The sequence below is a fragment of the Massilia sp. P1_C10 genome, assembly GCF_056406475.1.
Window position 1 is genome coordinate 244,075 of the sequence record NZ_JBFUAC010000003.1, and the last position, 14,686, is coordinate 258,760.

Genomic DNA, 14,686 nt, shown 5'->3' on the forward strand with positions numbered 1-14,686 from the left:
CACCCGGGCGCTCCCGCGCGCCAACTCCCTTCACCTGATCAGAACACCCTATGAAACCATCGATGCTGGCCAAGCTGGACCAACTGGCCAACCGACTCGCCGAACTCGACGAACTGCTGGCGCACGAAGGCGCGACGTCCAACATGGACAGCTATCGCAAGATGAGCCGCGAGCACGCCGAGATCGGTCCGCTGGTGGCGCTGTACGGCCAGTTCGGCCAGGCCAACGCCGACATGGCCGAGGCGCAGCAGATGCTGTCGGACCCGGACATGAAGGAGTTCGCGCAGGAGGAAATCGAGGCGGCCAAGGCGCGCCTGGCGGAGCTGGAGATGGAGCTGCAGAAGATGCTGCTGCCGAAAGACGCCAACGACGACCGCAATATCTTCCTGGAGATCCGCGCCGGCACCGGTGGCGACGAGTCGGCGCTGTTCGCGGGCGACCTGCTGCGCATGTACACCCGTTTCGCCGAGCGCAATCGCTGGCAGGTCGAGATGGTGTCGGAGTCGGCGTCGGACCTGGGCGGCTACCGCGAAGTCATCGTGCGCCTGGTCGGCAACGGCGTCTACTCGAAGCTGAAGTTCGAGTCGGGCGGCCACCGCGTGCAGCGCGTGCCGGCCACCGAGACCCAGGGCCGCATCCACACTTCCGCTTGCACGGTGGCGGTGATGCCGGAAGCCGATGAAGTCGAAGACGTCAACATCAACCCGGCCGACCTGCGCATCGACACCTTCCGCGCGTCCGGCGCCGGCGGGCAGCACATCAACAAGACCGATTCGGCGGTGCGCCTGACCCACCTGCCGACCGGGATCGTGGTCGAGTGCCAGGACGACCGCTCGCAGCACAAGAACAAGGCGCAGGCGCTGAAGGTGCTGGCCGCGCGCATCAAGGACGTGCAGCTGCGCGAGCAGCAGTCGAAGGAAGCGGCCACGCGCAAGAGCCTGATCGGCTCGGGCGACCGCAGCGAGCGGATCCGCACCTACAACTTCCCGCAGGGCCGCATGACCGACCATCGCATCAACCTGACCCTGTACAAGCTGGATTTCATCATGGACGGTGACCTGACGGAGCTGACCAACGCGCTGGCGGCGGAGCACCAGGCCGAGCTCCTCGCTGCGCTGGGCGACTAAGCCTCGTCCCATGCGAAAATAATCGTGTTTCTATAACCTGCGAAAATCATGATCAAATCCCGTAGCCTGCTGCTCGCCATCGGCACCACCTGCCTTGCCCTCGTCGGCGCCGCGCTGTACTTGCAGCACGTGAAATACCTGCTGCCCTGCCCCCTGTGCGTGATCCAGCGCTACCTGTTCCTCGCGATCGCGCTGTGCTGCTTCGTCGGCGCCATCGGCGACAAGCCGCGCCTGGGCGCGGGCCTGGGCCTGGCCGGCGCGCTGGGCGGCCTTGGCGTGGTCGGCAAGCACCTGTGGGTGCTGGCTCACCCCGGTTTCTCATGCGGGATCGACCCGATGGAGACGATCCTCAACAAGATCCCCACCGCCACCGCGCTGCCATGGCTGTTCCGTGCCGACGGCCTGTGCGAAGACGCGCGCGACACCCTGCTCGGCCTGTCGATCCCGCAATGGTCGGCCATCTGGTTCGTGCTGCTGACCGGCGCGCTGGTCTACCTGCTGGTGCGACGCCAGCGATGATTCGCGCCGGCGCCACCGTCGGCGCGGTGCAGGCTGCGCTGCCGCTCGACCCGCTCGAGAACCGCATCCTGCTGTGCCACGCGCTCGGGCTCACGCGCGTCGGCCTGGTCACGCAGTCGCACCGCGTGCTGACGGCGGCCGAAGCCAGCGTCCTCGACGCGCTGGTGGCGCGCCGCGTCGCCGGCGAACCGATCGCCTACATCGTCGGCAAGCGCGAATTCTACGGCCTCGATTTCCAGGTCACCGAGGCGGTGCTGATCCCCCGTCCCGACACCGAACTGCTGGTCGAACTGGCGCTCGAGCGGCTCGCGCCGCGCGCCTCGGTGCTCGACATGGGCACCGGCAGCGGCGCCATCGCGGTCGCCATCGCCCACACACGGCCCGACGCCTTCGTCACCGCGCTGGACGCCAGCACCGAAGCACTTGCGGTCGCACGCGCCAACGCCGCCGCCAACGGCGCGCGGGTAGCCTTCCTGCACAGCGACTGGTACGGCGCGCTGGCCGGCGAGATGTTCGGCATGATCGTCTCGAATCCGCCCTACATCGCGAGCGGCGACGCGCACCTGGCCGAGGGCGACCTGCGCTTCGAGCCGGTGTCGGCGCTGACCGACCATGCCGACGGCCTGTCGGCGCTGCGCGCCATCATCGGCGGCGCGGGGCCGCATCTCGCCCCGGGCGGCTGGCTGCTGCTCGAACACGGCTACGACCAGGCCGCGCAAGTGCGCGCGCTGCTGACGGCGCACGGCTACGACCAGGTGCAAAGCTGGCGCGACCTGGCCGGCATCGAGCGCGTTTCCGGCGGCACGCTGGGCTGAGCCAAGGCGGCGCTGCGCGCTGTCCGCCTTTGATAAAATGGTTCTCCGCCCCCGGAGCCGCGCATGCGTAAACTGTTCGCCATCTGTGTTTTCATGTTCGCGCCCGGCGCCGCCTGGGCGGCCGACACGGCGGACCAGCAGGCGCGCGCGCTGTTTTCCGCCGACTGGCAATGGCGCCTGCAAAACCAGCCCGAATTCGCCACCGCCGCCGGCGACGCGCGCTACAACGCGGCGCTGTCGGACACCTCGCTCGCGGCCAGCCGCAACGCCACCGCGCACGAGCGCAAGATGCTCGACCAGGCGCGCCTGATCGAACGCGAGCGCCTCAGCGGCCAGAACCAGCTTTCCTACGACCTGTTCGTCGAGCAGAAAGAGCGGCGCCTGAAGGCGGCCAACTTCTATCCCTACAATGCGCAGCCCTTGAGCGCGCAGGACGGCATCCACGTCGGCTTCGCGCGGCTGGTGGCGCAGATGCCGTTCGCCACCGAGGCCGACTACCGCAACTACCTGGCGCGCATCGACGCCCTGCCGGCCCACGTCGACGGCGTCATCGAACAGATGCGCGAAGCGATGCGCAGCGGCTGGACCTCACCCAAGGTCGTCGTGCAGGCCGTGCCGGCCATGCTCAAGCAGCTGCGCGAGTCGCTGCCCAACGGCGCGCTCGGCCTGCCGTTCCGCGAGATCCCCGCAACCATTCCAAAGCCGGTGCGCGACGAACTGGCGGCCGCCGGACCCGCCGCGCTGAAGGCCAAAGCGGCGCCGGCGCTGCAAAAACTGGAAGAGTTCGTGCGCACCGAATACCTGCCGGCCGCGCGCGACACCATCGCCGCGTCGAGCTTGCCGGGCGGCGCCGAGTGGTATCAGTTCCTGCTGTCCGACAGCACCGAGCTGGCGCCGGCCGCCGTCCATGCGCTCGGCCTGAAGGAAGTGGCGCGCATCCGTGGCGAGCTGCGCGGAGCGATCGCGCGCACCGGCTTCCGCGGCTCGTTCGCCGAATTCTCCGCTTTCGCCAACAGCGACCCGCGCCTGTTCTACGCCAATCCGGACAAGCTGCTGAAGCGCTACCGGCGCCTGATCGCGCGCGCGACCGACGGCTTGCCGCGCCTGTTCGCCAGCGTGCCGGCCGAACCGCTGGTGGTGCGCCAGGTGCAGGGCGAGAACCAGGGCGCGGCCTATTACGAAGCCTCCGGCAACGGCAGGCCGGCCGCGCTGGTGGTGAACACCTCGCTGCTGGCCACGCGCGCGCTGTGGGAAACCGAAACGCTGGCCCTGCACGAAGGGATGCCGGGCCACCACCTGCAGGTGGCGCGCGCCCACGAGCTGGCCGACCTTCCCGAGTTCCGCCGTTTCGGCTGGTATCGCGCATTCGGCGAAGGCTGGGCCTTGTATGCCGAAAGCCTGGGACCGGATCTGGGCTTCTTCGCCGATTCGTTTTCGGCGTTCGGACACCTGAACTCCGAGCTGCTGCGCGCCGCGCGCATGGTGGCCGACACCGGCATCCATGCGATGGGCTGGACGCGCCAGCAGGCGATCGACTACCTGGCCGCGAACACGGCCAACGCGGCCGCCGACAACGAGGTCGAAGTCGACAGCTACATCGCCCAGCCGGGCCGCGCGCCGGCCTATAAAATGGGCCAGTTGCGCATCAAGGCGCTGCGCGACAAGGCGCAGGCGGCGCTGGGCGAGCGCTTCGACATCCGGCGCTTCCACGGCGCGGTGCTCGACAACGGCCCGCTGCCGCTGGCGATGCTCGAACAGCAGGTCGAGCGCTGGATCAAGGCGGCGGCGCCGGCGCCCAAGCCGGCGTCCCCGGGGTAGCGGCGATTTTCGGGCCCGCTCCGGCGAAAAAGGCTGTTTTCGGTTACTCTCTGCACCAATTCATCGAGCAGTACAAGAAAGGATTCCAACGTGTCGAACCAATTGACCCGCCGCCTGGCACTGCTGGACGACGACGCGCACCGCGCCCTGCTGGGACAGGGACTGCGCGGCATCGAACGCGAGACGCTGCGCGTCGACTCCGCAGGCCACCTCGCGCGCACGCCGCATCCGCGCGCGCTCGGCTCGGCCCTGACGCATCCGCAGATCACCACCGACTATGCCGAAGCCCTGCTCGAGTTCATCACGCCGGCCGATCACGACATCGGCCTGACCTTGCAACAGCTCGACACCATCCACCGCTACGCCTACACCAAGCTGGGCGACGAAATGCTGTGGAGCGAATCGATGCCGTGCGAGCTGCCCGACGAAGCCGACATCGAGATCGCCAACTACGGCACCTCGAACATCGGCATGCTGAAGCACGTGTACCGGCGCGGCCTGGCGCTGCGCTACGGTAAAGCGATGCAGTGCATCGCCGGCATCCACTACAACTACTCGCTGCCCGAGAAGCTGTGGCAGGTGCTGCTGGCCAGCGACGGCATCCCGGAAGAACGCCGCACCGCGCTGCGCGACTTCCAGTCCGAGAGCTACATCGCCCTGATCCGCAACTTCCGCCGCTACAGCTGGCTGCTGATGTACCTGTTCGGCGCCTCGCCGGCGCTGTCGACCGGCTTCCTGCGCGGACGCCAGCACAAGCTCGAGACGCTGTCCGACGATACCCTGTACCTGCCGTACGCGACCAGCCTGCGCATGAGCGACCTGGGTTACCAGAACGACGCGCAGTCCGGCCTGACGCCGCACGAGAACAGCCTGGAAAGCTACGTCACGACCCTGATGGACGCTGTCAGCCGGCCATATCCGCCGTACCAGGAGCTGGGCACCAAGAAGGACGGCGAGTGGATCCAGCTGTCGACCAACGTGCTGCAGATCGAGAACGAATACTATTCGACCATCCGGCCGAAGCGCGTGATCCGCACCGGCGAGCGTCCGGTGCAGGCGCTGTGCCGGCGCGGCGTGCAGTACATCGAAGTGCGCTGCCTCGACGTCGACCCGTTCGAGCCGGTCGGCATCTCGCTGGAAACCGGCCGCTTCCTCGACGCCTTCCTGCTGTTCTGCGCGCTCGACGAGAGCCCGCTGATCAACGTCGGCGAAAGCGCCATCCACGCGCGCAATTTCGCGCGCACCGTCAAGGAAGGCCGCCGGCCAGGCCTGAAGCTGACACGCAATGGCGAGGAAGTGGCGCTGAAGGACTGGGCCAATGAGCTGATCGAGCGGATCCGCCCGGTCGCCGCGCTGCTCGACGACCAGCACAACGACGGCGGCGTGCATGCGGCCTCGCTGGCGGCGCAGCAGGCCAAGATCGACAACGTGGCACTGACGCCGTCGGCGCGGGTGCTGGAAGAAGTGCGCGCCATCGGATCGTCCGCGGCGTTCGGCCTGAAACAGAGCGAGCTGCATGCGGCCTACTTCCGCGACGGCGCACTGATGCCGGCCGAGCAGATGATGTTCGACGAACTGACCGCATCCTCGCTGGCCGAGCAGGCCGCGATCGAAGCGGCGCCGGGCCCGAACTTCGACGACTTCGTCGGCGCCTATAACACCAGCACCCTTTGCTGTGAGTAGCCATGCTGGCCTTCTATAACGAGCACCATGCACAGCACCGCGGACGGCACGAGATGTTCCGCGGCGAGCTGGTGCCGTGCTTCGAAAAGCCGGAGCGGGCCGACATGGTGGTGGCCGAATTCGCGCGGCGCGGGCTGGGCAAGATCGTCACGCCGCACGGGGTGCCGCTGGTGTCGCTCGAACGCATCCACACGCCGCGCTACCTGCATTTCCTGCGCACCGCGTGGAACGAGTGGACCGCGCTCGATCCGGCCAACGCCGGCAAGGACGCCTTCCCGTCGGTGTGGCCGATCCGCGGCATGCGCGCCGACGTCGAGCCGGACAACTTCGCCGCGCGCATGGGGCTGTATTCGATGGACAGCGGCACGCCGCTGACGGCCGGCACCTGGATCGCGGCCAAGACCGGCGCCGACTGCGCGGTCAACGCGGCGCACGCGCTGCGCCTCGGCGAGCGCGGCACGTTTGCCTTGACGCGGCCTCCGGGCCACCATGCCGGCGCCGACTTCTTCGGCGGCTACTGCTTCCTGAACAACGCCGCGCTGGCGGCCCAGCACCTGCTCGACGACGGCGCCAGGCGCGTCGGCATCCTCGACATCGACTACCACCACGGCAACGGCACCCAGAGCATTTTCTACAACCGCGCCGACGTCGTGTTCACTTCAATCCACGCCGATCCGCGCAGCGAATATCCGTTCTACCTCGGCCACGCCGATGAAACCGGCGAAGGCGCCGGCGCCGGTTTCAACATGAACCTGCCGCTGCCGGCCGGATCGAGCCCGGCGCAGTGGTTCGCCGCGCTGGAATCGGCCTGCATCAAGCTGCAGACGACTGGCGTCGAAGCGCTGGTGGTGTCGCTCGGCGTCGACACTTTCGCCGGCGATCCGCTGTCGCACTTCGCGCTGGCCAGCGGCGACTTCCTGCGCATCGGCGAGCGCATCGCCCATCTCGGGCTGCCGACGGTATTCGTGCTCGAAGGCGGCTATGCGGTGGCCGAAATCGGCATCAACGTCGTCAACGTGCTGGAAGGTTTCGAGACGGCGGCATGAGCAATCCAGGATCCAGCATGACCGAATGGCAGTGGCGCACTTTCGCAGAACTCTCCAATTACGATGTGTACGAATTAATGGCCGCGCGCCAGCACGTGTTCGTGCTCGAGCAGCAATGCCTGTGGAACGACTTCGACGGCCTCGACCTCGACGCCCACCACCTGCTGGGCTGGCAGGTCATCGACGGCAAGCGCCAGCTGGTGGCTTACCTGCGCTGCCTGGCGCCGGGCGCCAAGTACACCGAGATGTCGCTGGGGCGCGTGATGACGTCGAAAGAGGGCCGCGGCTCCGGCGTCGGGCGCAAGCTGGTCGCGCTGGGTATCGAACATGCGGAACGGCTGTATCCGGGCCACCGGATCAAGATCGGCGCCCAGATGTACCTTGAGAAGTTCTACGCCAGCTTCGGCTTCGTCACCATCAGCGCACCGTATGAGGAAGACGGCATCATGCACGTCGACATGCTGCGCTAGAAACTGATGATGAAGCGTGCTCCCGCGCTGACCGATTTGGCGTGCCGCACCGTGCCGCCATTGCCGTGAATGAGCTGGCGAACCATCGCCAGGCCGATGCCTCCGCCCTGCTTCCTGGTCGTGAAGAACGGCGTGAAGATATGTGCGGCCAGCGCATCGGGCACGCCGCCGCCGTTGTCCGCCACTTCGATGCGCAGCCGGCCGCCGCGTCCCAATCGGGCCGAGACCAGCGCCTCGGCATTCGGCGTTTCGCCAGTCGCTTCAAAAGCGTTCTTCAGCAGGTTGATCAAGGACTGCTCCAGTTGGCCCGGATCGACCATCAGTTCCAGCGAGCCCGGCTCCACCGTGAACGCAGTGCGACCGCCGCGCGCGCGCCAGGCCGGGTCTACCAAGACCGAGATCCGCTCGAACAGGTCCCCGAGGCGCACCAGCTCCGGCCGCGCGGCCGGCACGTTGGACAGGCTGCGGTAGCTGCCGACGAAATCGACCAGGCTGTCGGCACGCCGGCTGATCGCGTCCAGCGCGGTCACCAGGTCGGCGCTGACGTCGGCCGGCAGGGCGGCGCGGAATTCATCGAGCAGCGCGTGCGCCGTGCGCGACAGCGACGCCACCGGCGTCAACGAATTCATGATTTCGTGGGTCAGCACGTGCACCAGTTGGCGCCAGGCGTTTAGCGCCTCGGCTTCCAGCTCGCTTTCCACCGGCATCAGCGCGGCCAGCCTTTGCGCGCTGCCTTGCAGGGTCAGCGCCGATACCGACACCAGCGCGCGCTCGGCGCCGCGCTCGGTGTCGAATTCGATCATGCCGCGCTGGTCGACCGGCTGCGCCGCCAATTGCCGAAACAGGTCGGCCGGATCGCTGGCCCTCCCCGGCGCCACCAGCCGGCGCGCATTCGCATTCAGCGGTGCAACCGTCCCGGCAGGATCGACGCGGAACAGCGCGATCGGCGCATGTTCGAGGCGCGCCTCCACGGCCAGGGCGTTGTCGAGCAGGTGCTGGCGGTCGATCGGCAGCGGGTCGCGCGGCGCGACGGCACGCAATGCGCTGCGCGGTACCAGCCGGTTCAGGCCATGCCACAGGAAGGCCAGGCACAGAAGCATCCCCAGCACGCACAGCACCACCTGCCGTGGCTCTTGGCGCACGACGCCGGCGCCCCATGCCAGCGCGATGGCGCCGCCGAGGCCCACTACCACCGATATCTTCGGGGAGCGTTCAGATGCCATGCTTGCCCAGCTTGCGGTACAGGGCCGCGCGACTCACACCCAGCATCTTGGCGGCATGGCTGATATTGCCCCTGGCCTGTTCCAGCGCCGCCGCGATGGTGTCGCGTTCAACGGCCCCGAGGCGCAGGGCTGGCAGAGGTGCGGACACTGGCGCCGCCACAGCGGCGCCCAATCCGAAGTCCGGGAAGTGGTACTGGTCGGCGCCGCCCAGAATCACCGCGCGTTCGCAGGCGTGGCGCAGCGCGCGCACATTGCCGGGCCAGGCGAAGCGGCACAGCTGGTCCAGAGCGACGGCGTCGATCGCGCGCGCCGGCCGCTGGTACTGGCGCTCGTACAGCACGATGTAATGGGTCAGCAAGGCGGGGATGTCGCCGGCGCGCTCGCGCAGCGGCGGCACGCGCAGCACGATGGTATTCAGGCGAAACAGCAGGTCGGGCCGGAACACCGACGGATCGAACAGGCTCGGTTCGTCGAGGTTGGTGGCGCTGACGATGCGCACGTCGATCGCTTCGGCGCGGTCGGCGCCCAGCGGCGTCACTTCGCGCCGTTCCAGCGCGGTCAAGAGCTTTGCCTGGCCGGCCAGCGGCATGTTGCCGATCTCGTCGAGGAACAGCGAACCGCCGCGCGCGGCCTGGAAGCGGCCGGGCCGGTCGCCCCTAGCGTCGGTGAAGGCGCCGCGGCGGTGGCCGAACAACTCGCTCTCGAAGGTCGATTCGGGCAGCGCGCCCATGTCGACCGCAAGGAAGGTGGATGCGGCGCGCGGCGAGGCCTGGTGAATTGCGCGCGCGACCAGTTCCTTGCCGACGCCGTTCTCGCCCAGCACCATCACGTTGGCTTCGGTCGGTGCGACGCGCGCGATCATTGCCTTGAGCTCGCGCATGGATTCCGAGTCGCCCATCAAGGCCGACGCCCCGGGTGCGGGCTTGCGGCGCGCCAGCGCGTTGTCGACCGCGGCCACCAGGCGTGCATTGTCCCAGGGCTTGGTGATGAAATCGCCGGCGCCGCGCTTGAGCGCTTCGACCGCAAGCGGCACATCGGCATAGGCGGTCAGCGCGATTACAGCCGGCGGACGCGCCTGCGCGCGCAGCTGGTCCAGCACTGCGAGGCCTTGCGCGCCGTCGATGCGGCCGGGCGTGAAATTCAGGTCCAGCAGCACCACGTCGGGCACGCCGGCGGCCAGCAGCGCGGCCAGTCCCGCCGGATCGTTCAGCGTGGCGACCTTGCCGTAGCGGCGCCGCAGCAGCAGTTGCGCGGCGCAGGCCACATCGGGGTCGTCGTCGAGGATCAGGATGCTGGCGGCGGGATCGGTCATGCGGCATTCTAGCAGCAGGTTTCCGGCGCGGCGACGACCATTTTGAAGTGTTCATTTCCGAACACCTGCGACTGTCCGGAACCGGACAAACAGGCAGTAAAGGCAGCCGCAAACCCCGCAAAAGGGGCTGGCACGGCGCTTGCAATGGCGAGGGTAAGCCCATTTTTCACGGACCACATCGATGGATAGAATTCCCGAACAAGTAGCCGCCACCGGCGCCGCGATGGACGTGCGCGTGCCGAAGAAGCGCGGGCCGCTGATTGCGCGCATTGCGGCCGGCGCGGTCGCGCTGGCCGCCTGCGGCTTCCTCGGCTGGCACTACATGCCGCGCGGGCTGCAGGTCGCCGCCAAGGACGTGCGCATCGCCAGCGTCGAACAGGGCGTTTTCCTCGACGATATCGTGGTGCGCGCCAGCGCCGAGCCGCTCAACTCCGTCATTCTCGATTCGGTCGAGTCGGGCCGCGTCGAGGAAGTGTTCGCGAAAGACGGCGCGATGGTCAAGAAAGGCCAGCTGCTGTTCCGCCTGTCGAACCCGCAGCGCAACCTGGAGCTGCTGGCGCGCCAGGCGGAACATGCGCAGCAGATTTCCAACCTGTCGAACCTGCGGGTGGCACAGGAAGCCGGCCGCACGGACCATCAGCGGCGCCTGTCAGACCTGGCGTTCGCGCTGGCCCAAGCCGAGAAACAGCACGCGCGCAATGTGAAGCTGGCGCAGCAAGGCTTTATCTCGAATGTGGCGCTGGAGGAGTCGGTCGACAAGCTGGCGCAGCAAAAGCGCGCCTGGCAGCAGGAGCGCGACAGCACCGACACCGAAAACCGCGTGCGCGGCGACGCGCTGGCGCAGATGTCGAATGCCATCAAGGGCCTGCAATCGGGCCTGATGCTGGTCAATGCGACAGTCGATGCGCTCGCCGTGCGCGCGCCGGTCGACGGCATGCTAACCGGGTTTCGCCTGCAGGTCGGCGAGACCGTCAAGACCGACCAGCACATCGGCCGCATCGACGATCCGAACCGCTTCAAGCTGGCGGCGCAGGTCGACGAGTTTTACCTGAACCGGGTCGCGGTCGGCCGCCACGCGACGGTGCGCATCGGCGAGCGCAGCTTCGCGGCCGGCGTCAGCACGATCTACCCGCAGATCAAGGAGGGCCGCTTCACCATCGAGCTGGTGTTCGCGAAAGAGCAGCCGCCGGTGCTGAGCCCTGGACAGAGCCTCGATGTGCAGGTGACACTGGGCGAACCGGGCAAGGCGACGCTGCTGCCGAACGGCGCCTACCTGAACGAGACCGGCGGCGCGTGGGTGTTCGTGGTCGGGCGCGACGGCGAATCCGTGACGCGGCGGGCGATCCGCGGCGGGCGCCGCAGCAATACGCAGGTGGAAGTGCTGGCCGGGCTCGCGCCGGGCGAGCAGGTGATCGTATCTAGTTACGCGGCGTTCGAAAAAACCGAACGCCTGCAATTGACCAAATAAGAAAAGGAAGAACAGCATGTTGAAACTTGTAGGCGTCAGCAAGATCCATCTGGCCGGCGAAGTCCAGACCACCGCGCTCGACCGCATCGACCTCGATATCGACGCCGGCGAATACGTCGCCATCACCGGGCCCTCCGGCTGCGGCAAGTCGACCCTGCTCTCCCTTCTCGGCCTGCTCGATGTACCGAACAGCGGCGAGTACTGGTTCGAAGGCCAGAACGTGGCCGGATGGAGCGAGGCGAAGCTGAACGCCCTGCGGCGCGGCCGGGTCGGCTTCATTTTCCAGAGCTTCAACCTGATCGAGGAGCTGTCGGTGTTCGAGAACGTCGAACTGGCGCTCGAATACACCGGCACGCCGGCCGCGGAGCGGCGCAAGCGGGTCGGCGCCATGCTGGAACGGCTCGGCATCGCGCACCGCGCCACGCACCGGCCATCGCAGCTGTCCGGCGGCCAGCAGCAGCGGGTGGCGATCGCGCGCGCGCTGGTGGCGGGACCGGCGATGCTGCTGGCCGACGAACCGACCGGTAACCTGGACACCGCGCATGGCGACGAGGTGATGCGCCTGCTGCGCGACATCAACGCCGAAGGCACGACGGTGGTGATGGTGACGCACTCGCCGGCGCACGCGGCGCAGGCGTCGCGCACCCTGCACTTGCTCGATGGCCGCATCGTGGTCGATGCCCTGCAGGCGGCTTGAGGAGAGCATGATGAAATTTCGCGATTTTCGTATCGGCTGGCGCCTGCTGATCCAGGAGCCGGCGTATTCCGCGGTCGTGGTGTTCGGCCTGTCGATCGGCTTCGCCGCCTGCTTCCTGCTGCTGGGCTTCGTGCGCCATTCGTTCAGCTACGACGCGCAGGTGCCCGACGCGCAGCAGGTCTACCTGGCGAAGTCCCGCTTCAACATCACCGGCGACACCAAATGGTTCGAACTGGCGCCGCTGCCCTACCTCGAAGAGGCGCGTCGCAGCCCGCTGGTGGCCGATGCGACCATGCTGTTCCCGCTGGGCGCGGCGATGAAGGCTGGCGCCCAGGTGAAGCCGATCCGGCTGGTCGTCGTCAACGAGGGCTTCGGCGCGATGTTCGGCGTGCGGCCGATCGAAGGCGACCTGCGCACCGTGCTGACTGAGCCCGGCAGCCTTGCGCTGACCGCCAGCACCGCGCAGCGCCTGTTCGGCCGCGCCGACGTGCTGGGGCAAACCGTTGGCATCGAGGGCGGGACATTCCGCATCGGCGCCATTCTTCCCGACCCGCCGCCCAACAGCACCATCTTCTACGAAGCGCTGGCGGGGCAGGACACCGCAGCCTGGCCAAACGAGTATCGCAAGAACCTGATGAGCGCATGGGGCGGGATCGGCAGCAGGGTCTATGTAAAGCTCAAGCCTGGCGCCTCGCCGGCGGCGCTGGAACAGGCCTTGCAGGCGGCAGGCAACCGCTCGCCGCTGATGATGCGGCTCGGCGCCGAGGCAAAGGCGAGACTGGCCGGCAGAAATCCGATGGACATCCGGCTCGGCGCCTTGCGCTCGATGTATTTCGACGACGACACCGCCAACGTCCCTGGCAGCAGCGACCACGGCGACCTGAGGGTGATCGGCGGCCTGGGCGCCGTCGCGCTGGTGATACTGCTGCTGGCGGCCACCAACTACGTCAACCTGGCCACCGTGCGCACCGTGCGGCGCCAGCGTGAGATCGCCGTGCGCAAGGTGCTGGGCGCGCCGGCGGGACGGCTCGCCGCGCAGTTCATCGCCGAATCGATGCTGGTCGCGCTGATCGCCACCGGCTTCGGCCTGCTGCTGGCATGGCTGCTGCTGCCGGTGTTCTCGGAACTGGTCGACCGCCAGCTCAAGGACATGTTCGGTCCCGCCAACCTGCTGGCGGCGCTGGGACTCGGCGTGATCACCGGCCTGCTGGCCGGGATCTATCCGGCCTGGGTGGCGCTGGGCGTTCGTCCGCAGCGCACGCTGTCGGGCCGCGGCAGCGCCGAGACCAGCGGCGGATTGTGGCTGCGGCGCGCGCTGACGGTAGCGCAGTTCTCGACCGCGATCTGCCTCACCGCGGTGACGCTGGCGATCGCCTGGCAGTCGCACTACGCGACCAATGCCAGCCCTGGCTTCGATGCCTCCGGCATGCTGGTGCTGGAACTGCCCGAGTCGATGCGCGGCGACCCGACGCAGGCCCTGCGCGCGCAGGTGTCGAACCTGGCGGGCGTGACGAGCGTGGCGATCACGCAGAACGCCATCGGCGAACCGATCATCGGCAACCATGTTCCCTACACCACGCAGAAAGGCGGCAACGCCAACCTGCTGACGCGCGATATCAGCGCCAACTTCTTCGACGTGGTGGGCGTCAAGCCGGTGGCGGGACGGCTGTTCGACGTCTCCCGCGAAACCGACAGCACGATCGACAAGGTGGTGATCGATGCGGCGGCGGCGCGCGCCCTCGGTTTTGCGGATCCGGCGATGGCGGTCGGCCAGATCATTACGGCGAACGCCACCGACGGCGCGCTGGCGGCGCAGGTGGTCGGCATCGCACCGGCGCTGCGCATCCAGTCGCTGCACGAAGCGGTCAGGCCGGTGGTGTGGCGCATCCGGCCGCGCGGGATCGTGCTGCTGATTCGCGGCGACGGCGACATGGGCGCGCTGCAGGGCGCCATCGAGACGATGCTGAACCGCCAGGCGCCGGACAAGGTGTTCGGGATCGAGCGCGCGCAGACCTACCTGAGCAACAACTACGCGGACGACCTGCGCCTGGCCAAGCTGCTCGGACTGGCCAGCCTGGTGGCGATCGCCATCGCGGCATTCGGCATCTACGTGCTGGCGACTTACAGCGTGCAGCGCATGGCGCGCCAGATCGTGCTGCGCAAGCTGTACGGCGCGGGGCATGCGGCGATCGTGCGCCTGGTGGGCCGCGAGTTCGCTCGCCTGCTGGCGATCGGCGCGGCGATCGCGCTGCCGCTGGCGGCGCTGGTCAACGCGCGCTACCTGGCCACTTTCGTCGAGCGCGCGCCGATGGGCGTGTGGCCGCTGCTGGCCGCGCTGATGGTGGCGGCGCTGGTGGCGGCGCTGTCGACGCTGCGCCATACGCTGGGCGCCTTGCGCATGGCGCCGGCGCACGTGCTGCGCGACTGAGGGTTTTTATTTTTTGCGATTATGCGCAATTGCGCATAATCGCCGACACCATCATCGACCGCAACGATCCGCAGGCCCGC

At 68.1% G+C, this 14,686-nt stretch carries 12 protein-coding genes; 10 read left to right on the forward strand and 2 right to left on the reverse strand.

Going from position 1 to position 14,686, the window contains the following annotated elements; genetic code table 11:
• Positions 1-50 precede the first annotated feature (50 nt).
• From prfA to AC1D02_RS08740, 7 genes are all read left to right on the forward strand, one after another.
• Positions 51-1,127: a peptide chain release factor 1 gene (prfA, locus tag AC1D02_RS08710; RefSeq protein ID WP_477315774.1), complete on the forward strand. Its 1,077-nt coding sequence runs from the start codon at positions 51-53 to the stop codon at positions 1,125-1,127.
• Positions 1,128-1,175: 48 nt separating this feature from the next.
• Complete coding sequence (locus AC1D02_RS08715; RefSeq protein ID WP_477315776.1) at positions 1,176-1,646, forward strand: disulfide bond formation protein B; 471 nt, start codon at positions 1,176-1,178, stop codon at positions 1,644-1,646.
• Positions 1,643-2,461, forward strand: a complete 819-nt coding sequence (prmC, locus tag AC1D02_RS08720) for a peptide chain release factor N(5)-glutamine methyltransferase (RefSeq protein ID WP_477315778.1) — start codon at positions 1,643-1,645, stop codon at positions 2,459-2,461. The genes AC1D02_RS08715 and prmC overlap by 4 nt, the downstream gene beginning before the upstream one ends.
• 63 nt (positions 2,462-2,524) lie before the next feature.
• Complete coding sequence (locus tag AC1D02_RS08725) at positions 2,525-4,279, forward strand: DUF885 domain-containing protein (protein WP_477315780.1); 1,755 nt, start codon at positions 2,525-2,527, stop codon at positions 4,277-4,279.
• Between the two features lie 90 nt (positions 4,280-4,369).
• Positions 4,370-5,962 carry a glutamate--cysteine ligase gene (gene gshA / locus AC1D02_RS08730; protein WP_477315782.1) on the forward strand — a complete coding sequence of 531 codons (1,593 nt, stop codon included), beginning with the start codon at positions 4,370-4,372 and terminating at the stop codon, positions 5,960-5,962.
• Between the two features lie 2 nt (positions 5,963-5,964).
• A complete protein-coding gene (locus AC1D02_RS08735; RefSeq protein WP_477315784.1) occupies positions 5,965-7,008 on the forward strand; it encodes a histone deacetylase family protein in 1,044 nt (347 codons plus the stop codon).
• Between the two features lie 17 nt (positions 7,009-7,025).
• The gene (locus tag AC1D02_RS08740) at positions 7,026-7,478 is read left to right on the forward strand and encodes a GNAT family N-acetyltransferase (protein ID WP_477315786.1); all 453 of its coding nucleotides are present in this window, start codon (positions 7,026-7,028) and stop codon (positions 7,476-7,478) included.
• On the opposite strand, the gene AC1D02_RS08745 is transcribed toward AC1D02_RS08740, so the two are convergent.
• Together AC1D02_RS08745 and AC1D02_RS08750 are read right to left on the reverse strand one after the other, a co-directional pair.
• A complete protein-coding gene (locus AC1D02_RS08745) occupies positions 7,475-8,701 on the reverse strand; it encodes a sensor histidine kinase (protein WP_477315788.1) in 1,227 nt (408 codons plus the stop codon). The two genes, AC1D02_RS08740 and AC1D02_RS08745, sit on opposite strands and share 4 nt — an antisense overlap.
• Positions 8,691-10,013, reverse strand: a complete 1,323-nt coding sequence (locus tag AC1D02_RS08750) for a sigma-54-dependent transcriptional regulator (protein WP_477315790.1) — start codon at positions 10,011-10,013, stop codon at positions 8,691-8,693. Before AC1D02_RS08750 ends, AC1D02_RS08745 begins: the two co-directional genes overlap by 11 nt.
• A gap of 181 nt (positions 10,014-10,194) precedes the next feature.
• Between AC1D02_RS08750 and AC1D02_RS08755 the strand changes: the two genes are divergently transcribed.
• Genes AC1D02_RS08755 through AC1D02_RS08765 form a run of 3 tightly spaced genes read left to right on the forward strand, consistent with a single transcriptional unit; the run spans position 10,195 to position 14,606 of the window.
• A complete protein-coding gene (locus AC1D02_RS08755; protein WP_477315792.1) occupies positions 10,195-11,481 on the forward strand; it encodes an efflux RND transporter periplasmic adaptor subunit in 1,287 nt (428 codons plus the stop codon).
• Between the two features lie 16 nt (positions 11,482-11,497).
• Positions 11,498-12,178 carry an ABC transporter ATP-binding protein gene (locus AC1D02_RS08760; protein ID WP_477315794.1) on the forward strand — a complete coding sequence of 227 codons (681 nt, stop codon included), beginning with the start codon at positions 11,498-11,500 and terminating at the stop codon, positions 12,176-12,178.
• Positions 12,179-12,185: 7 nt separating this feature from the next.
• Positions 12,186-14,606: an ABC transporter permease gene (locus tag AC1D02_RS08765; protein ID WP_477315796.1), complete on the forward strand. Its 2,421-nt coding sequence runs from the start codon at positions 12,186-12,188 to the stop codon at positions 14,604-14,606.
• The last annotated feature ends 80 nt before the right edge of the window (positions 14,607-14,686 follow it).